This is a genomic window from Gracilinema caldarium DSM 7334 (genome assembly GCF_000219725.1).
Lineage (GTDB): Bacteria > Spirochaetota > Spirochaetia > Treponematales > Breznakiellaceae > Gracilinema > Gracilinema caldarium.
Window position 1 is genome coordinate 934,650 of sequence record NC_015732.1, and the last position, 19,082, is coordinate 953,731.

General features: G+C 46.6%; 15 protein-coding genes and 1 tRNA gene. 7 read left to right on the forward strand and 9 right to left on the reverse strand.

The genetic code is table 11. The features are described from left to right. Nucleotides 1-5: 5 nt before the first annotated feature. The gene (locus SPICA_RS04305; protein ID WP_237255933.1) at nucleotides 6-485 is read right to left on the reverse strand and encodes a hypothetical protein; all 480 of its coding nucleotides are present in this window, start codon (nucleotides 483-485) and stop codon (nucleotides 6-8) included. 181 nt (nucleotides 486-666) lie between these two features. On the opposite strand from SPICA_RS04305, the gene SPICA_RS04310 reads away from it, so the two are divergent. From SPICA_RS04310 to tsaD, 3 genes are all read left to right on the forward strand, one after another. Continuing rightward, complete coding sequence (locus SPICA_RS04310; RefSeq protein ID WP_013968314.1) at nucleotides 667-1,512, forward strand: sigma-70 family RNA polymerase sigma factor; 846 nt, start codon at nucleotides 667-669, stop codon at nucleotides 1,510-1,512. Between the two features lie 95 nt (nucleotides 1,513-1,607). Then, nucleotides 1,608-2,798, forward strand: a complete 1,191-nt coding sequence (locus tag SPICA_RS14705) for a divergent polysaccharide deacetylase family protein (RefSeq protein WP_013968315.1) — start codon at nucleotides 1,608-1,610, stop codon at nucleotides 2,796-2,798. Further along, nucleotides 2,779-3,807 carry a tRNA (adenosine(37)-N6)-threonylcarbamoyltransferase complex transferase subunit TsaD gene (gene tsaD, locus SPICA_RS04320; protein ID WP_013968316.1) on the forward strand — a complete coding sequence of 343 codons (1,029 nt, stop codon included), beginning with the start codon at nucleotides 2,779-2,781 and terminating at the stop codon, nucleotides 3,805-3,807. The genes SPICA_RS14705 and tsaD overlap by 20 nt, the downstream gene beginning before the upstream one ends. A gap of 21 nt (nucleotides 3,808-3,828) precedes the next feature. On the opposite strand, the gene SPICA_RS04325 is transcribed toward tsaD, so the two are convergent. Further along, the gene (locus tag SPICA_RS04325) at nucleotides 3,829-4,785 is read right to left on the reverse strand and encodes a P-loop NTPase (RefSeq protein ID WP_013968317.1); all 957 of its coding nucleotides are present in this window, start codon (nucleotides 4,783-4,785) and stop codon (nucleotides 3,829-3,831) included. A 138-nt stretch (nucleotides 4,786-4,923) separates the two neighbouring features. Between SPICA_RS04325 and fusA the strand changes: the two genes are divergently transcribed. Beyond that, on the forward strand, nucleotides 4,924-6,951 hold the full coding sequence (gene fusA / locus SPICA_RS04330; protein WP_013968318.1) for an elongation factor G: 2,028 nt from the start codon (nucleotides 4,924-4,926) through the stop codon (nucleotides 6,949-6,951). A gap of 110 nt (nucleotides 6,952-7,061) precedes the next feature. On the opposite strand, the gene SPICA_RS04335 is transcribed toward fusA, so the two are convergent. From SPICA_RS04335 to SPICA_RS15240, 5 genes are all read right to left on the reverse strand, one after another. Further along, a complete protein-coding gene (locus tag SPICA_RS04335) occupies nucleotides 7,062-7,451 on the reverse strand; it encodes a ParB N-terminal domain-containing protein (protein ID WP_013968319.1) in 390 nt (129 codons plus the stop codon). A gap of 10 nt (nucleotides 7,452-7,461) precedes the next feature. Next, a complete protein-coding gene (locus tag SPICA_RS04340) occupies nucleotides 7,462-10,050 on the reverse strand; it encodes a penicillin-binding protein 1A (protein WP_013968320.1) in 2,589 nt (862 codons plus the stop codon). A 188-nt stretch (nucleotides 10,051-10,238) separates the two neighbouring features. Continuing rightward, nucleotides 10,239-11,216 (reverse strand): hypothetical protein, encoded by a 978-nt coding sequence (locus tag SPICA_RS04345; RefSeq protein WP_013968321.1) that lies wholly within the window; start codon nucleotides 11,214-11,216, stop codon nucleotides 10,239-10,241. Beyond that, nucleotides 11,213-12,220 carry a M23 family metallopeptidase gene (locus SPICA_RS04350; RefSeq protein WP_013968322.1) on the reverse strand — a complete coding sequence of 336 codons (1,008 nt, stop codon included), beginning with the start codon at nucleotides 12,218-12,220 and terminating at the stop codon, nucleotides 11,213-11,215. The genes SPICA_RS04345 and SPICA_RS04350 overlap by 4 nt, the downstream gene beginning before the upstream one ends. Nucleotides 12,221-12,303: 83 nt before the next feature. Beyond that, complete coding sequence (locus SPICA_RS15240; RefSeq protein ID WP_013968323.1) at nucleotides 12,304-12,474, reverse strand: DUF362 domain-containing protein; 171 nt, start codon at nucleotides 12,472-12,474, stop codon at nucleotides 12,304-12,306. A 115-nt stretch (nucleotides 12,475-12,589) separates the two neighbouring features. Here SPICA_RS15240 and SPICA_RS04360 point away from each other — a divergent pair, with 115 nt between their 5' ends. Then, complete coding sequence (locus tag SPICA_RS04360; RefSeq protein ID WP_013968324.1) at nucleotides 12,590-13,501, forward strand: DUF4349 domain-containing protein; 912 nt, start codon at nucleotides 12,590-12,592, stop codon at nucleotides 13,499-13,501. 275 nt (nucleotides 13,502-13,776) lie between these two features. Here SPICA_RS04360 and SPICA_RS04365 read toward each other — a convergent pair. Next, nucleotides 13,777-13,850 (reverse strand) — tRNA-Pro (locus SPICA_RS04365). An 82-nt stretch (nucleotides 13,851-13,932) separates the two neighbouring features. On the opposite strand from SPICA_RS04365, the gene SPICA_RS04370 reads away from it, so the two are divergent. Together SPICA_RS04370 and SPICA_RS14710 are read left to right on the forward strand one after the other, a co-directional pair. Beyond that, nucleotides 13,933-15,030 carry a zinc dependent phospholipase C family protein gene (locus SPICA_RS04370; protein WP_013968325.1) on the forward strand — a complete coding sequence of 366 codons (1,098 nt, stop codon included), beginning with the start codon at nucleotides 13,933-13,935 and terminating at the stop codon, nucleotides 15,028-15,030. 78 nt (nucleotides 15,031-15,108) lie between these two features. Next, complete coding sequence (locus SPICA_RS14710) at nucleotides 15,109-17,160, forward strand: methyl-accepting chemotaxis protein (protein ID WP_013968326.1); 2,052 nt, start codon at nucleotides 15,109-15,111, stop codon at nucleotides 17,158-17,160. A gap of 131 nt (nucleotides 17,161-17,291) precedes the next feature. On the opposite strand, the gene gpmI is transcribed toward SPICA_RS14710, so the two are convergent. Continuing rightward, on the reverse strand, nucleotides 17,292-18,959 hold the full coding sequence (gene gpmI / locus SPICA_RS04380) for a 2,3-bisphosphoglycerate-independent phosphoglycerate mutase (RefSeq protein ID WP_013968327.1): 1,668 nt from the start codon (nucleotides 18,957-18,959) through the stop codon (nucleotides 17,292-17,294). Nucleotides 18,960-19,082 lie beyond the last annotated feature (123 nt).

A 19,082-nucleotide genomic window follows, 5' to 3' on the forward strand; every position in this document is an offset into this window, starting at 1 on the left:
CCCCTTTAATCTACCCAGCGGACCTTGTCTGGGGCCCACTCATTTATATATATTCTCGCAAATCTCCCAGAATGTGCAACTCCCGGGTTCTCTGGAAAATAGGTTTTTCTAAAAAACCAGACCACATCTGCCATATCATCTACCGAGTTTGTTACAGCATACCGAAAATAAATCTTTTTATCCTGAAGAATTTGTATCACTTCAGGATTTTCAACTAATTCGGGATCTGTTAAGCGTCGAATTTCTGATCTGAGCCCACCATAACGGGCATTTCCAATAGTAAGTAACCGTAAATGTTGATGATCATCCATCCAGTAAATTTCATAAACTCCACCAACTGCAGGAACGGAACTGGCAATGGCCCAACGATTGGCATTAGTCAGTTTAGACCAATGAATGGAAAAAAAAGCATCCTTTCCTTTTTTTCGTGCTGTAATACCAGATTCCATGAGTTCAGCATAGCACAGAGCCGTTACTTTTTCCATACATGTATTATTAATATTTGTATAAAGAATCATACATTTATTTCATAAACTTTTTTGGTACAGTTAATTTTTAATTATAATTCTTTGTTATATAAAGAAAAAATATTTAAATTAGCTTGATAAACTGACTTGGCATGATATTTGCAGTATGTTCCATAGAGCTAAAGCTCTGGAGGATTATATGGCAAAGAAGAAGGACAACTTTAATACCGATGATGTGCTTAAGACCTACTTTGACCAGATAAAGGCAGCCCCTCTTCTAACTTTTGAAGAAGAACTGGAACTGTCCCGGAGAATCATGCAGGGTGATGAATTTGCTCGTCAACGACTTATAGAATCCAATTTGCGACTGGTGGTTAAAATTGCAAAGGCTTATGTGTCCAACGATGTTGCTCTACTTGATCTAATCCAAGAAGGTAATGTTGGGTTAATTCATGCAGCTCAGAAGTATGATTTTAAAAAACAGGTTCGTTTCTCAACCTACGCGAGTTGGTGGATTAAACAGGCAATTACCCGCTCCCTTGCAAATAAGCGACGTACCATACGGCTTCCCCATCGAAAAGAAGAGGCTTTAAAAAAAATACAAAAAGCCTATAACACACTTTCTCAATTATTTATGCGAAGGCCTTCAACAGAAGAGATTGCTACAGAAGTCGGACTTCCTCAGGACGAAGTTGAACATATTATGAATATCGCTAATGGTATGGTGTCCCTTGATGCTGAGACGGGTGATGAAGATAGCACATCACTTCTCGATTTGTGTGAAGACTATACCTATAGTCCAGATATGGAATTTTTGCGCAATTCTGTTCGGGAAGATACTTTGAAATTCTTAGAACGACTTATGGAACGGGAAAAGAAAATTCTAATGTATCGATTCCAGTTTTTTGGAGGAGAGAGGTATACCCTTAAGGAAATTGGTGATGCAATGGGTATTTCTCCTGAAACAGTACGACAAATTGAAATGAGGGCTCTTAAAAAGATTAAGGAAGAAGCGGCTGACCTGAAGGAATACGTTTATATATAGGAATTTCTTTCAATCAATTTGTAGTCCTATTTGTTTTACGAATTAAAGAAAGAATAGGCTTGACCCTGCTAGTTATAGCCGGTACAGTATAGTTGGTGGCTAATTTGCAGGGGAAAGCATCCCAACGCGGACGACAGAAAAAGAAAAAAAAGCTAAGCTCTGAAGATGCAGTACGGGCTGTACTGCTTAGTTCTCTCTTTATTGGACTAGCGATAGCACTGAGTGTGAGTTTATTAATCCTTATGCCTCCCCGGGAGCAGCAAGATCTAAAACACAATGGAGAGGAGCAAACTAGTTTTCCGGCTAAGGTAAAACCAAATCCAGAAACTGCTATTCAATCAGGTACGCTGTCGACAATCAAAAACCAGCCAATTGAAGCGGACAAAGATGCTAAGCCAAAAACAGGAAGCCCCAGTCAAATTGCTTCAACAATAGAAAACTCAACCGAAGTACCTTCGTGTACGACATCTTCGAGAAAGGATTCGACTACCCCTACTGTTCCAAAGACAACTCGACCTATGAAACCTAACGGCGGCAGTACAGGGCTTGTGGTTTCCGCACCGCTTGAGCGGCCTCCGCAGCCCCCACCTAAACATAAGGGATCCCTCGCTATCGTTCTAGATGATGCGGGCAATAATCTTAGGGAACTGGAGCCCTTTCTCAAATTTCCCGGCCCCCTTACGATCGCGGTATTGCCTGGTCTTCCTTATTCTGCGGAGGCCGCTCGGCGTATTCGGGCAGCGGGGAAAGAAGTGATCCTCCATCAACCTATGGAAGCAGTGGGAGGACAAAATCCGGGACCTGGAGCCATTTATGCTGGTATGTCCCGGGATGAAATCGAAGCAGTGCTGAAGCACAATCTGGCAGAAGTTGGCCCTGTGGTGGGCATGAATAATCATCAGGGGTCGAAAATAACTGCAGATGAACGTATTATGGAAATAGTTCTCGCCTTTTGCAGGCGAAATGGTATATATTATTTAGATTCACGGACTACTGCAGATACGGTAGTCCCCACTGTGGCAGAGCGGTTGGGAATACGAATTGGGGAGCGCGATGTGTTCGTAGATAACATTCAGGAGAAGGCGGCCATGATCCGCTTTATGGAAGAGGGTTTGCAGAAGGCAGAAAAAAAAGGGGCCGCAATTGTCATTGGTCATGTATGGTCAAATGAACTGGCCGCTACCCTGTCAGAACTCTATCCAGAACTGATAGCCCAGGGATTTTCCCTTACTACTATATCAAGAATTATGATGGGAACCTTTGAAGATGAAGGTTTTGGGGATTGAATCTTCCTGCGACGAATGCGCTGCGGCGGTTGTCGAGGATGGAAAAATCATACGTTCTAATGTGGTAGCTACCCAGATACCCTTTCATGAGGTATATAACGGGGTTGTGCCAGAAATTGCTAGCCGTATGCATACTGAGTGGATCAGTGGTGTCGTAAAGACTGCCCTGAGCGATGCGGGTTGTAAGCCCGGTGATATCGATGCGGTAGCTGCCACAACACAGCCTGGACTCTTGGGTTCGCTCCTTGTGGGACTCAGTTTTGCCAAGGCTTTTGCCTATAGCCTGGATAAGCCTTTTATTGCGATAGACCACATGCTAGCCCACCTCTATGCTCCAATGTTATCCGAAAATGTAGATTATCCTTTTTTAGGGCTTCTTGTATCCGGTGGCCACAGTATCATTTGCCGGGTAGATGATTTCGATGCCATCACGGTTCTTGGTACCACCATCGATGATGCGGTTGGCGAGGCCTTTGATAAGGTTTCCAAATTCTATGGTTTTGGCTATCCCGGCGGTGTCCATATTGATAGGCTGGCAAAAAATGGTGATAGCAACGCCTTTAAATTCCCTCTGCCTAATCTATACAAGGGAGAGCATCGATACGATGTATCCTATTCGGGCCTAAAAACAGCGGTTATCAACCAGATTGAGCAGTTCAGACAGACCGATGCACAGGGAAACCCAGTTGCCTTAAGCCCCGAAAATATAGCTGCTTCTTTTCAGAAAACAGCTATCGATATATTGCTGCGGAGTCTCTTTCGGGCTATAGAAGATACGGGCCTTACTACGATTGTTGCCGGAGGCGGGGTTGCGGCGAATTCCTATCTCAGGCAGTGTCTTGCGGAACGGAAGGATATCCGCTGCCTCTTTCCGCCCCTCAATCTCTGTGGTGATAACGGAGCCATGGTAGCCGGCCTAGGATATAAGTATTTGGCCAGGGGTGATCGATCCCCATGGACGGTTACCGCATCTGCCCGGGTGAAAGCCTTTAAGCGTCGATATCCTTAAAAAAAAGAGGATGGCTACCCTTCATGAGAGGTAGACGGCTTTCAGGTCTTCATTATCGGGGTATAAATGGGGCATCGTCGGAATTGGCTCTGAAATCAGGCGGCCCGCTATAGCCTGAATAGCCTGGGCAAAAGGGCTGTCAGGCTGGAGGAGAATTGCCGGTTTACGGGCTGTTACAGAGGCACTTACCGAGGAGTCCCAAGGAATATAACCAATATATTCTACGTTTAGTTCTAGGTTCTTTTTTGCAATTTCTCGAAGCTTTATACCAACTCCCAGATCATGGGGGCCAGTACCCATATTGAGCACAATTCGAGGATAGAGCCGTTCAACCACTGAGATAGCTTGTTGAGCATTTTCTCCAAAATTTTCGAGTAGTGTTTTTTTAAGAACAGAAGAGGTGTTTGAAGTACCTTCCATTTTTTGTGCAAAAAAGTTGCTTATTACCTGTCGTTCTGGTCCTTTAGGGGGAAACGATCGTATCAAGGTTCGATAAAACACTGTTTTAAGAAATGAGTAAGCATTAAGGATTGCGGTGCTTTCTCCCATCGTTACGATACATCCTGAACTGCTGGTAAGGAAAAAATCCACAGTATTGTAAGAGGAACCTGCTCCAAGATCAAGGAGGATATAATCCGCAGGAAGATTAGTAATACTTTTCATAATCTTTTGTTTAGTAAAAAAATCAATGTTGGCTGTTCCTGGAAGAAGGGTGTCCCCGGGAATAAAAAAAAGTCGAAGTATATCAGTCTCAATCAGTAAGGCTTCGAGACACGTTTCTGTACGGTTGATGAGGTTGCCAATACCGGGATATCTATTTTTAATTCCCAGAAGGGTATGTAAATTAGAAGCACCAAGGTCTAAATCGATAAGAACTGTGGTTTTTCCGAGCTTTGCCAGGGCTACTGCACAGTTGATTGCGAATACACTTTTCCCTACGCCACCTTTCCCTGACGCTATCGGTAGTATAATGGCCATACTGTAAGTATGAAAAACAATAGATTCGTATGCAAGAAATTTGTGACAAAAATGCGTAGATGCATAGGATATCCTTCAATTATCGGTTCCCTTGCAACATTATCCCCTCATCGGGTACAATGACCGCAGGAGAAGATAATGCTGGAACGGATGCGCAACATCGGCATAATGGCCCATATCGATGCCGGAAAAACTACAACTACAGAACGAATCCTCTACTACACCGGAAAAAGCCATCGTATCGGAGAAGTAGACGATGGTGAAGCCATTATGGACTGGATGGAACAGGAACAGGAACGGGGAATCACCATCCAGAGCGCGGCCACTACAACTTATTGGAAGGATCATCAAATCAATATTATAGATACTCCTGGACATGTGGATTTTACTGCCGAGGTAGAGCGGTCTTTACGGGTCCTGGATGGAGCAATCTGTATTTTTTGTGCTGTAAGTGGCGTAGAACCTCAGACCGAAACGGTCTGGCATCAGGCAGACCGGTATCGGGTTCCCCGGATTGGGTACATTAATAAGATGGATCGAATGGGAGCCGATTTTTTTCAGGTTCTGGAGGATATAAAGGTAAAACTGGGAGCCCAAGCGGTTCCCATACAACTACCAATTGGCCGGGAAAGTGCCTTTGAAGGAGTGATTGACCTTCTTGAGATGCGGGAGATTCGCTGGGATGCCAGCACGGATGGCGAAACAGTACTTTACAGCCCCCTCTCTCAAGGTAACCTTGAAATTGCCCAGGCATGGCGAGAAAAGCTCATCGATGCCCTTTCTGAACATTCAGAGGCTATCACAGACCTGTATCTGAATGGGGAAGAGATTCCCTTTTCGTTGATTAAAAAAGAACTACGGAAAGCGGTTATTCATGACAAATTTGTTCCTCTTTTATGCGGTGCATCCCGAAGAAATATGGGGGTTCAGCCTCTGATTGATGCGGTGGTGGATTTCCTTCCTGCACCGGATGAAGTTGGGCCTGCGGTAGGGCACCACTTAAAAAAGGAAGAGGAAGTACAGGTTCCCTGTGATCCAAAAGGAACTCCGCTGGGACTGGTATTTAAAATACAATATGACCGGGAAGCAGGAAGTCTCTGCTATGTACGAATGTATTCGGGTAGTTTCAAACCTGGAACGGTGGTCTTTAATGTAGGTAAGAAAAAGCGCGAACGGGCAAACCGGATTCTTAGAATGCATTCTAATAAAAGCGAGCCTATGGATGAACTCTCTGCCGGTGATATTGGGGTCATTATCGGTATGAAGGAAGCTCAAACAGGGGACACCATTGGCAGTGAAGGCTGGCCGGTGGTCTTGGAAAAAATGCATTTCCCTGAGCCGGTTATTTCCGTTGCCATAGAGCCCAAGAGCCTTTCTGAACAGGATAAACTGCGGGAAGTGCTTGCTATTCTTGCGAAGGAAGATCCTACATTTACCACCAAGGAAAATGAAGAAACAGGACAGCTTATTATTTCCGGTATGGGTGAATTACATCTGGATGTACTGGTTACCCGTATCCTTAAAGAATACAATGTTGGGGCAAAGGTAGGTAACCCCCAGGTGACCTACCGGGAGTCCATTGCAAAAACAATTGAACATACTCAGGAGTTCACCCGGGTTCTCGCTGGCAAGGAGCATAAAGCAAAGTTAACCCTGAAGGTAGAGGGTCTCCCTCGGGGATCAGGAAATCGCTATACCTGTGCGGCTAAGAAAAATAAGGCCCCCGAAGAAATCTTTGATGCCATTGAACGGGGCATCAATGCAGCCTTCCCATCGGGTATTGTGATGGGCTATCCCTGTATCGATATTGGCGTAACCCTCTTAGACTTAGAATATTCGGAGCTTACCGGTTCAGAATTCGCTTTTGAAGCCTGTGCCAGCATGGGTTTTGATGAGGCATGCCGGAATGCAGATCCTTTCCTGCTGGAGCCGATTATGGCGGTAACCCTTATTTCACCAAAGGAATTTGTGGGAGATGTGATCAGCCTTGTGATTCAACGAGGCGGTATTGTTCATAGTATGGATTCTAAATCAACGATGGATCACGTTAAAGCCCAGGCCCCCATGGCAAAAATGTTCGGTTTTATGACCGCCCTTCGTTCAGTCAGCCAGGGCCGGGCTACTTTTTCTATGGAATTCTCCCACTTCGAAAAAAAACAGGGATAACACAGATCACCACCAGGGGCTAGCCATTCTCTTTCCGGAGCCCAGTCGGATGCCGGTAAGGAGCCACGCCAGCGGGCTAGCTAAGCCCCATCGGAGTACCGCCGGGGGCGCTAGTCTACATGAAAGAGCCTTATAAAAAAGCCTGCGATGGCGTTCCAGATGCGGCGGAAGAAGCCGGGGTTGCGTAATTTGTAGATGCGATCCCTGGCACTTTGGATTTCATCATTGGTTAGATTAAGTCGTTGTAGATTCTCTTCCAACTCTAGTTCCAGTTTTTCAACCTCATCTTGAGCATCCACAATTTGGGCGTTAATTGTACGCCAGCCCAGAAGTTTCGCAGCCTCCAGCCTGCGGCGTCCGGAAATGAGAATATTTTTTTTAGTGATCAGTATTGGATGAATCTGTCCATGCAGTTTCATGCTCTCCGCAAGGGCTGTAAGATTTCCCATATCCTTGCGGATTCTTCTTTTTACCTTTATTTGTTCCAGTGGAACCTGCATGGCAAACCTCCTAATCCAATAATGGATTGTATTCCTGGTTTAATGGATTGGACGGTGCATCTTCTTTGTTATTGGTCGTATTTGCAGGAGGCACCGATGATGGTGTCGATGCAGGGGGCGCCGATGGTAACGAATTCATATCGAGGGTGGGTAGTTTTAAACGGTTTTGCAGTTCCGTATCATCAATATGGTAGCTGTCCTGCATCATGATATCCAGGGCTTGCCGCGTATATTGGCCACCGGCATCATGGATATCGCAATATTTTTGTGGCTGTGTCCCTTCGAGGAAGGTGAGGGTAATCGTGCCTTCATTGCAATAGGAGGTAGGTAAGAGTCCCGATTTTGCACAGACCGTAACATCAATAAGCCCCGTCGAAGGCCGAATAAAATCCTTCATTGGCAGTCCTCGGTGTACTTCCCTCATGTAGTTGGCCCAGACAGGTCCCGCAATGGTAGCCCCTGTTTGAGTAACCCCAAGAGAATTTCCTGGCCTATCGAAACCGAACCAGACCGCAGTGGTATAATAGGGAGTGTATCCAACAGTCCAGGCATCGGCCCAGTTCTGGGTTGTACCGGTTTTACCCGCCGCAGGAATGGTATATTTCTTCCCGTTGTTGTCCGTATAGGTAAACTTGGTCCCATAACCAGATGCATAGGCCAGGGTACCGCTCTGGACAGTCTTTTCTAAAAGGCTTGTCATCACATAAGCAGTCTGGGGGCTGATAAGCTGAATCGCAGAACCCTTACGTTTCTGTTGCAGCCTAAGTTCCTTTTCGGGGTCTAAAAAGATCTTTCCATTACGATCTTCTACCTGGAGTATGGCAATAGGAGTTACTTCCCGCCCCTGGTTGGCAAAGACCGCAAAGGCCCGGGCCATTTGTACCGGAGCCACACTGATAACACCTAACCCAAGGGGATAGAGGCGTGGAAAGGTTTTTCGTTTCTCTTCCGGGTCGGTAATACCAAGGAGGAGTGCAGCTCGATCTATGGCGGCATCGAAACCAATACCATCAAGAATCTTTAATGATGGCACATTCATCGATTGGGCCAGGGCATACCAGAGCAGAACCGGACCCTTCCATTCACCTTTATAATTGAGCGGTATATAGGGGGTACCATTTTCATTATAGAACACTACCGGTGAATCATAGATGAGCGAAGCGGGGGTGAATTTTCGTGAATCTATGGCGGCTGAGTAGTAGAGCGGCTTAAAGGAGCTTCCCGGCATGATTTTTCCCTGAACAGCCCGGATAAGCTGGTTGCTCTGATCGTATTTCGAGCCACCGATCATAGCCTTAATATAACCAGTTTCGTTTTCAATAGAGATCAGGGCCCCTTCAACAGTATTCTTCTCTGCTATTGTCTTTAATTTCCCATAGGCTGTATTGGTAATCATTTTAACATTCGGGATGTTGAACATCATCGCTGCCACATCGAGTATAGGATTCAGCCGTTTAACATAACGGTCCATCGCATTTTTAGCGCTTTTGGTTTCCGATGTGGCATGAATTTCATCAATACCAAAGGATAAGGAGAGTAGATCTACAATGGGAACATAGAGGGCTTCTGCTGCATCAAGACGGGTAGAAATAGTTTTTTTATACTCTTCGTTTGCCTGGACAAGTCCGAGAGCCATCTGGCGATCCGCTGCGGCCTGAAAATTGAGGTCCAGGGTTGTTTTAACCACGAACCCGTCCTTATATAAGTCGAGGGACCCATAGAGCATGGTTTCCAACTGCCGGCGGACATATTCACTGAACCAGGGGGCTTTATCATCCCGGGCAAAGTAGGCAGAGGTAGATACCCTGGTATAATCATAATTCGCCCAGTACTCTTCAAAGGAGGCATCAGCCTCCTGTCGTGTGGTATACCCCAGTTCTACCATTTTATCCAGAACAGCTTTTTGCCGGTCCCGAGCTAAGTTGGGGTTGTCCAGGGGGTTATACCGGGCTGGACTCGAGAGCTGAATCACGAGAATTGCCGATTCCGCAAGGGTGATCTCCCGGGCACTATGGCCAAAGAAATATTTGCAGGCCGCTTCTACTCCATAGGTACCAGCACCCATATACATCTTGTTTAAATACAATTCTAGAATTTCATTTTTACTGTACCTGCGCTCAAGCTGCAGTGCCCACCATAATTCACGAATTTTTCTAATAACAGACCGTTCTGAGCGGTCCAGGTACAGGGTCCCTGCAAGCTGCTGGGTAATGGTTGAACCACCTCCCAGGTTTTTACCGATTAACTGTCCAATGACAGCCCGCACGATGGCTTTAATACTATATCCATGATGCTTGTAGAAATCCGGATCTTCCCGTGCAAGGACCGCATGAATTAAATGGGGCGGCAATTCTTTCAGGGTAATGATTTCCCGTTTCTCTTCCGCAGAGAATTCGGTGATAAGATTGCCATTAATATCCAGCAGTTTGGTCGGTAAAGCTGGCGCAAAGTCAATAAAGTTTTCTTGATTTTTAATATTGATAGTCTCTGCAACAAAAAGGCCAACTCCGATACCTAGGAATATTGCAGAGAATAATACAAAGACGGTTACAAAGATTACGATGGTTTTTTTCTTCGGTTTTCTCAAGGTAAATGCCATGCCCTGAGCCTACGGAAGCCTAGCCCTTTTGTCAAGCATGAAAAAAACGATAAAAAAGGGCTGCCTTTCGGGCAGCCCTGCCAATGTGGCTGTCGGAAGTATAGCGGTTTGGGAGGGGAACTATAGGTCCGACACTGATATCATCGGAATTATAGAAAACTTCTTAACTAAATTTACAAGGCCTCTCTCTAATCTTCCTTAATCAAAACATCGATGGTCAACGCAATGTTATAGGTTTTTCCCTTTTCTATGGTGAGATGTTTTACAACTGAGTAATCACCAACCTGAAAGCGCACCGTATGCTGCCCTGGTTCTACAGAAAAGGGCTGACGGGAATTGGTGAGCAGTATATCATCTAGATACACCCGGGTATTCTCAGGAACTTCAAATTGGAGTACCGGCGTTGTATCCCGCAGGTCCACCGTCATATCCAGAGTTCTGGCCCGTTCTATAATGAAAGTTCTGCTTTCAGTTCTAAAATCTTCTGAGATAATGCTGAGATAATGTTCACCGGTTTTCAGAATCCGTTCTTTGGAAAAATCAGGCACCACCACATCATCGATCAGCACGGTGAAGGGTTTATCCTTCATCGCTTCTGGCGGGCGGACCCGCAGTCTCAAGGCCCCTTCATCAGCAATAATAGGCCGGACAGTAAGATTAAATTCCATGGTCTCCACCTCTTCGGAGAGGCCTTTTATAAGAGGCATGAGCCGGATGACCAGCGGAAACGTGGTAGGCGGAATAATCCCTGTGGGAACTGTTACATAGGGACTGGTCCTTAATCCATGGCCTTGTCTGAGCGGAATCTGAAATACTGCCTGAAGCTTTGCAGGAATAATCTCAAAGGCAAGCCGGTCCAACTGGAAATCCACCACTCCAGGTTTTGGCAGTTCTTTGAGACCATTATAAAGAGACATACCCACACTACTGCGGTACTTTAAATAGATCTGAGGAACCTTAAGTTCTATTTCGATGCCCTTTAAAAACGCCGACTCCGGTGACAGGGTTACCACTACCGCGTCAATGTAGGTCATGGTAAGGCTTTTCCCCTCAGGACGTAAGGGAGACACCTCAATTGTTCCCTTGAGGGTTGTCCTAAAGGTTTCTGCTTCGAGCGGGACAAGAATAGATACTAAACAGAGCGCGGCATAGAGCCTGGGCTTCATCGATTTGTTCCTTTCCCCGGCAAAAAGGAGGCCGGATCTCGAGCCTTACCATCTTGCCGTAATTCAAAATGTAAATGGGGACCGGTCGTTTGTCCAGTCATTCCTACGGTACCAATAACTGTACTCGAATGTACAACACTATTCAAGTTTATCGTGATGGATGCCAGGTGCCCATAGAGGCTTGTCCAGCCCCCGTCATGGGCTATAATAATGTAGTTTCCATATACTTCATTATATCCCGTATTTGATACAATTCCTTCCCGGCATGCATAGACCGGTGTTCCCAGAGGAGCCGCGAGGTCAAGCCCCTCATGAACCTTCAAGTTCCCTGTAACAGGATTTTTTCGAAGGCCAAAGCCGCTGGTGATCCGAACTACCCGAAGGGGATACTTGAATATCGTGTTCAGAAAGAAGGCCCGTTCAGTACCACTGAAGGTTCGATCTGGCAGGCACTCCATATCAAGTCTGGCCCCGTCCGGATAGACACCTATGCTAAAAGCCGCATCTTCACTATGGGCCCCTGCAATGAGCTGTTCCAGGTCATTTATCGCGGTCTCGGGAAGAAAAAGAGCTGGTAGAGAGGGAAGGAGAATTTCCCGACCCGCCTGTAACAATGAGGGGTGTTCCAGGCGATTTAATGTAGCAATAGCCTCATAGGGAATGGTGCATCGGGCTGCAATGGAAAAAATATCATCTCCAGATCGGATTGTATACCGGTAGATTGTGAGGCTCTGGGCGAGCTTTGTAAAGGCCTCTGCATCGTTTTTATACAGCCCTTGGCGATACCGGGCAAGCAGGATCCGGTTATCTTCCACATCCTGCTGGAACTGAAGAAAGGTCGGATCAGAACTCTGCAATAGATTGATGAGCGGATGGGGCGAATTTGGGGCTGCAGCTGTATATAAAGGGAAAGACCAGCTCGATACAGCAAAAAAAACAAGAAATGTAACTATTCCAGGAGGTTTCCCAGATCTATTCATCACCATCTGCGTATGATGCTGCATAAAAAAAGCCGTCCAAGTTCGGGCCTAAACCGGCACGTATGCCAGCACCCCCTTGAACGGCTCCATTAAGGATAGAATATGCCTTAGCCAGCGATAATGGCTTCGGTGGGGCAAACCCCGGCGCAGGCACCGCAATCCTGGCACTTGTCAGGATCAATCCAGCGCATTCCGTCCTTCTCAGAAATAGCCTCAACCGGGCACTCGCCTTCGCAGGCGCCGCAGTTTACACAAGCATCGGTTACCTTGTATGCCATGAAAAACCTCGCAAATAAGGTGTGATATGAAAAAATAGCACATTTTTTATATATTATGCAAGGCCTGGATTAATCATTACCAGTGAGCTACACTGAAAAAAGAGAGGTTATGTTGATGAACAGCAGTCGCTTTGTATTCATGTCAGTGGTTTTTGTTACAGCCCTTTTTATGGGCTGTAGCAAAAATGAGGCTGCTTTTACCAGCCTTGACCGCGGTCCCAAGCTGATGGCAGAGGCTCCGCTCATGGCAGAGTCCAGGACCCGAGCAGATAGTGGTGAAGTAGCAAAGCTTGTATCTGATACAGCAGGGCAAGCAGGCTCTGCTGAAGCGAATCGGTCTGAGGCCGGTTCTGACGGTCGAAAGCTCATCTATACGGCGAGTCTTACTATTGCGGTGCCTGAAGTACAAGATGCGGCAAAAAAACTCGAAACCCAGCTTACAGCCTTTAAGGCCTATATCGCCTCACAGGACTGGTACGAATCTTCCATAAGCTATGAAATTAAGGTCCCCGTAGAACACTTTCATGCACTTCTAGAATCACTAGGCTCAGCGGGAAAAATCCGCAGAAAAACTGTCCAGGCCCGGGATGTGACCGAATATTACTATGATCTGGAAAACCGTGTAAAAAATAAACGTATTCTCGTTGAGCGGTACCAAACGTATCTCAGAAATGCCAAAAATGTAGAAGACCTCCTCAATGTGGAACGCTTTCTCAATGACGCCACCACCGATTTGGAGAGCCTTGAAGGCAGTTTCCGAGGCCTTGTTAAACAGGTTGAATATGCCACCATATCCCTTACCTTGGAACCTCTTGTCACCACCAGTACCAGTTCGCCGACCCTTGGGGAACGGCTCAGAAACCTTTTTAATTCCTTCAGCTCTTTCTTGCAAAGCGCCATAGTAATCCTGATCGCTCTTATCATCTATGGCATACCTTTGGTACTCATCCTGGCACTCCTCTGGCTCCTCCTTTTCGGTAGGGTAGGCCTTGTAAAAAAGATCTTTATCCTTGTGAATAGGAAGTAAGCCCTAGGTTTATCGAACAGTGCACCTGCCCTATTGTCCAGGTCTAAACTGATCATCTGTACAATGGGGAAGGGTAAAAGGGCAATATTGATATCACTATTTTAGATCATTGAACCACAGTCTGCACTACCCGGGAGATAAACCGACTCACTACAATGATCCTATACCAAAACCCAAAACAGAACCTATGTAAAGGATCTATTAGCCATGAGTAAATTAATTTGTAAATATTTATATAAGAATGCTTTATAATGAAATAAAAGAATCTATTGTTTTCGGGCAAGGCGGACTCGAACCGCCGACCCCAAGTCCCCCAGACTTGTACGCTAACCACCTGCGCTATTGCCCGATTTCAGGATTACTCCGGAACGAAAAAGACCCTATCATATTCTTAATTGGTATGTCAACTGGGGATATGCTATTATTATGGTATGCCAGCCCAAATTGTCCATATTCTGTTTGGACAGGAACTGATCCGTATCTGTGAGGAGTTATTACAGCACAAATATGGTGATCGGTTTCATCAACCTATAAGTAAGCTGAAACATGAATATAGTGCTTACTTTGCCCTTGGGTGTCAGGGACCGGATATCTTGTATCACAGCCAGAAACGGCGACCCGTAGCTATTGAATATGGGAGTCTGCTTCATCGTCGGGGTTATGGGACTTTTATGACGGTGCTCCTAAAGAAGACCCTAAGTTCTGCTCTCACAAGCCTCGGCGCCTATGCCCTGGGCTTTCTCACCCATGCCTACCTCGATCGGGCCGCCCATCCCTATATTGTCTATAAAGCAGGCTGGGTCTCACCGGAAAAACCAGAAACGGCAAAATACGGCCGGCTCCATGCCTTTTTTGAGCGTATTCTGGATGTTCAGCTTTTGGAATTGATGAAAGGAATCCATATTTCTTCCTGGAACCAGGATAAGATGCTAACCCGGGCCTGTGAAGAGCCACCCCTGTACCTTGTGGAAACCCTGGCCGATGCCCTGCGAACTGCCTACCCGGAACGGGCCGGAAAGGATACACGCTTAGATCAACGTATCGAAAACGCCCTTCTGGATGCAGCAGATTTTTACCGAAATACCAATCCACAACGGACTTCTCTTAATTACCGGAAAAAGGATGAGGGTCTTTACTTAAAATATGACCAGACTCCCGCCTCGGTAGCCCTGGTGTATCCAGAGGGGCTACCGCTCACCATCGACTATCTTAACCTGGCCTGCAAAAGCTGGCACCATCCCTGTCAGGAAGGCAGGGATGACAACCGTTCGTTCATCGACATATTTCAAGAAGCCTGCCAGAGGGGTGCAGAATTTCTTTTTACCTTTATCGAAAGTTTTATTGATACGGGACATGTCCCGCTCGATGCGGCAGAACAAATCGGAAACGGAGGGCTTTCTGTATGTGATACGGAGGGGAAGCCCTGTAAGCCCCGCTGGTCCGATCCGCTTCCCCTCGATCTTGTTCTGGAACAGCAATATGAACAGCGAATAGCCTGGTTTCTGCGCTACCAGGAACGATGCCTCTAAAAATCTAACCGAGTTTTTTAAAGGTGCTCCGATTTGCATTCTATTACAAAATGTATATAGTTTTTGGAGGGAGGCACTATGAAGCTAAAAGGAAAAATGCTTTTGTACCTTGCTTTGCCATCAGCCTTGGGGCTCATTGGATTAGCTATGATTATTGCCATCTCGGTTGGTAATATGAGCCATGAATCTATTTTGGGACTTACAGAGCTTAATGTTGAAAGCCGGGCCGCAGAAATTGGCCGTTGGCTCGAAGGCCACCTCAATAATGTTAAACGGACTGCCGGCAACAGTGAAATGGTAAGTGGAGACCTCGTACGGATTAAAAATTATATTATGTCCAGGAATGCGAATTTGCCAGCTGATGTAGCCTATGAATATTTTGGAGATCTACAGGGAGACTATTTTACCTCCGCTGGAGGCAAGGGAAATCTTTCGAGCCGTGACTATTTTAAGCAAATTGCCAATGGAGCGGACTATGTTATTAGCGAAGGTCTTATATCGCTTTCTACTGGAAAGGCGACAGCTTTTATTGTGGTGCCCCAAAAAGATAAAAATGGTAAACGGATCGGACTCACTGCAGCTGCGGTCGATTTGGAGACCATTTCTACGATAGTTTCCCAGATTAAATATGGGCAGGCTTATGCGGAAATTATTGACAGTAAGTTTAATGTAATCGCCCATCCCAATAAAGATATGGTGCTCAAGGCAAATTTCGCCGAGCCTTCTAAACTTGGGTACCGTGATATGGAACCGGCAATAGAAGCTATGAAGGCGGGGAAGTCCGGCAGTCAGCGCTACTGGGATGATAAGGGCATAGAAAAATTTATGGTTTTTGCACCGGTCCCTCTAAGCCAGGGCTGGAACTTTATTATGGTAGTTCCCGCCAGTCAGATCAATGAAGCCCCCATACGAATTGTTTCTATTATCGCTGTTATGTCTCTCATCATTTTATTGATTTTAATTGTTATCATTTTATTTGCCATCAATTCTCTGACTAGTCCTATACGGCTTGTGTCTTCGGTGATTCAGCAGGTTGGGAAAGGTCAGGTTTGGGTGGATGAAAGGACGAATCTTCAGTTACAGCGGGCTCAAGTTGTGAAGGATGAGGTGGGTGATGCAGTACAGGCTACGACCACCCTCATGCGGACCCTGACCGATATTGTTCACTCTATACAGACTGCTGCGCTGGAAGTAGAGAAGGGGGCTGCTGCCATCAGCCAGACGAGCCAGAACCTGTCCCAGGGTTCTACCGAACAGGCGGCCAGCGCTGAGCAGGTTTCTTCCATGATAGAAGAAATCAGTTCTACTATAAAGCAGAGTGCGGATAATGCAGCCAGTACGGAACAGCTTGCCCGGCGGGCCCTGGAAGATGCCCGGCAGGGTGCTGAAGCGGTGCTGCAGTCTGTAGAGGCAATGAAGTCTATTGCATCCAAGATCAGTATTATTGATGAAATTGCACGTCAGACGAACCTCCTCGCATTAAATGCAGCCATAGAAGCGGCGAGGGCAGGGGAGGCTGGCAAGGGCTTTGCCGTGGTGGCCAGTGAAGTACGCAAACTAGCGGAGCGGAGCCAGACAGCGGCTAACGAAATACTGGGTATTTCCAAACAGAGTGTAGTAACTGCAGAAGAAGCGGGGCACCGTATTACCAATGTGCTTCCCGATGTGGAAAAAACCGCTGAACTGGTACAGGAAATTAGCGCCGCAAGCCGTGAACAGAGTATCGGTATAGAACAAATCGTATCGGCTATCATGCAGTTGGATTCGGTTATTCAACAGAATGCCAGCTCCAGCGAAGAGTTGGCCTCCATGGCAGAGGAGCTTTCTTCCCAGTCGATGAATCTGCGGCAGACAGTCCAGTATTTCTCTTTAAAAGAGGCGGATGTACATCTGGTGAATACTCCCTTGTTACGGTCTGCTACCTTAAAAGGTGCTATCCCTCAGGAAGAGCTAAAGGCTGAGAAAATATCGAAGCCCTTACCTAAACGCGAAGCCCTGCCAAAGCGACCACTTCCACTTCCTCCAGAGCCTGAAAAGAAAATTCCTATGCCCGAACATAAAGCTGAACATAAACCGGAAAGTATCATCCCTCCCCCTACGGCAAGCGATGATGACTTTGAGGAGTTCTGACAGGTTCTGACAAACAGAAGGGGCTGTCCCGGATCAACTTTCAGGATAGCCCCTTTCTTTAAGTGCTACCTTCAGGACTTTTCCATCGGGGCCAATAGCCAGCTGCTACAAAAGTCCTGTATCAGCTCCACCTACATTGCAAGCACCGAGGGGTCGTAATCCTCGGGGGGTATGAAGCCTAAAAGCTGTATACAGGTTGCAGCGAGGGAGCTAATACCAAGACCGGTTTTCAGCACCCCTTCTCCTGGCTTATAGGTGTATTCTCCCTTATGTTCAGGATCATAGATAATACACGGGACCGGATTCAGACTGTGGCTTGTTTTAGCTTTTGGCTGACCGTCTTCTTTGTAGATCACTGCGCCGGTTTTTTTGTCATGTTCAAACATATCATCGGAGTTCCCATGGTCTGCTGAAATAACCATGATACCACCAGCCTTTTCAACCGCCTTGGCAAGGCGTCCCAACTGCAGGTCCATGGCTTCCATGGAGCAGACAACAGCCTCGTAGTTTCCCGTGTGACCAACCATATCGCCGTTGGGGTAATTAAGCCTGATAAAGTTATATTTACCCGATTCGATAGCTTCGAGAACTGCATCGGTAATTTCGGCGCACTTCATCCAGGGCCGCTGCTCAAAGGGCAGGACATCGCTGGTAATTTCAATATAATCTTCCAGCTCTTCGCTGAATTTTCCGGTACGGTTCCCGTTAAAGAAATAGGTCACGTGGCCATATTTCTGGGTTTCAGAAATTGCCAGGGTCCGCACTCCCGAAGCTGCCAGGTACTCGCCCATGGTGCGATCGATCGCAGGGGGACTCACGAGGTACCGTTTGGGTACATGCATATCTCCGTCATATTCCATCATCCCAGCATAGACTACCTTGGGTCGGCGAATCCGGTTAAATTTATCAAAATCGTCCTGTTCAAAGGCGGCGGTCATTTCCAAGGCCCGGTCACCCCGGAAATTAAAGTAGATGACCGAGTCGCCGTCTTCTATGGTACCAACCGGTTTGCCGTTCTCTGTAATAACAAATTCCTTAAGGTCCTGGTCGATAATGCCGGGGATTTCCTTGCGATAGGTTTCTACCGCTTCCCGGGCAGAGCTAAATTGCCGGCCCATACCGAGTACATGGGTTTTCCAGCCCCGTTCGACCATGGCCCAGTCCGCACCATAGCGGTCCATGGTGATCCACATACGGCCGCCTCCTGAAGCAATGCGGGCGTCGAAGGAAGCATTATTCAAGCTCTTAAGAAAGGTCTCAAAGGGATCCACATATTCAAGGGCACTGGTCTCACCCACGTCTCGTCCATCGAACAGTACATGGATTCGTACCTTTTTCACCCCTTCCTCTTTTGCTTTAATAATCATGGCCTTCAGGTGATCGATATGGCTGTGGACATTACCATCGGAGAAAAGACCGATAAAATGAAGGGCTCCACCTGAAGTTTTTACATTGCCAATGACCTCTCTCCAGGTTTTTCCCTGGAACATGGCGCCGCTTTCGATGGATTTAGATACCAGGGCTGCACCCTGGGAAAAGACACGGCCGCAACCAATGGCATTGTGTCCAACCTCACTGTTGCCCATGTCTTCGTCTGAGGGGAGCCCAACGGCCGTCCCATGGGCCTTAAGGCGGGTATGGGGGCTTTTTGCCTTAATCGCCTCCAGATTGTACATTTTGGAATCGGCAACTGCGTCGCCTTCCTTATATTTTCCGTATCCGACACCATCCATAATAACGAGGACTACCGGACCCCGGCGGCCTTTCCAGGCCGAATTTTTTTTGAGGGCTTCCACCATGGGGAACTCCTTTCGTATAGATTAACAACGGATCTAACACCGATTAATAAGATGACAATTGCAAAAATATGTCACTTTTGCAATAACCTATCTTTATAATACTAAAAAAACTTGACAATACCA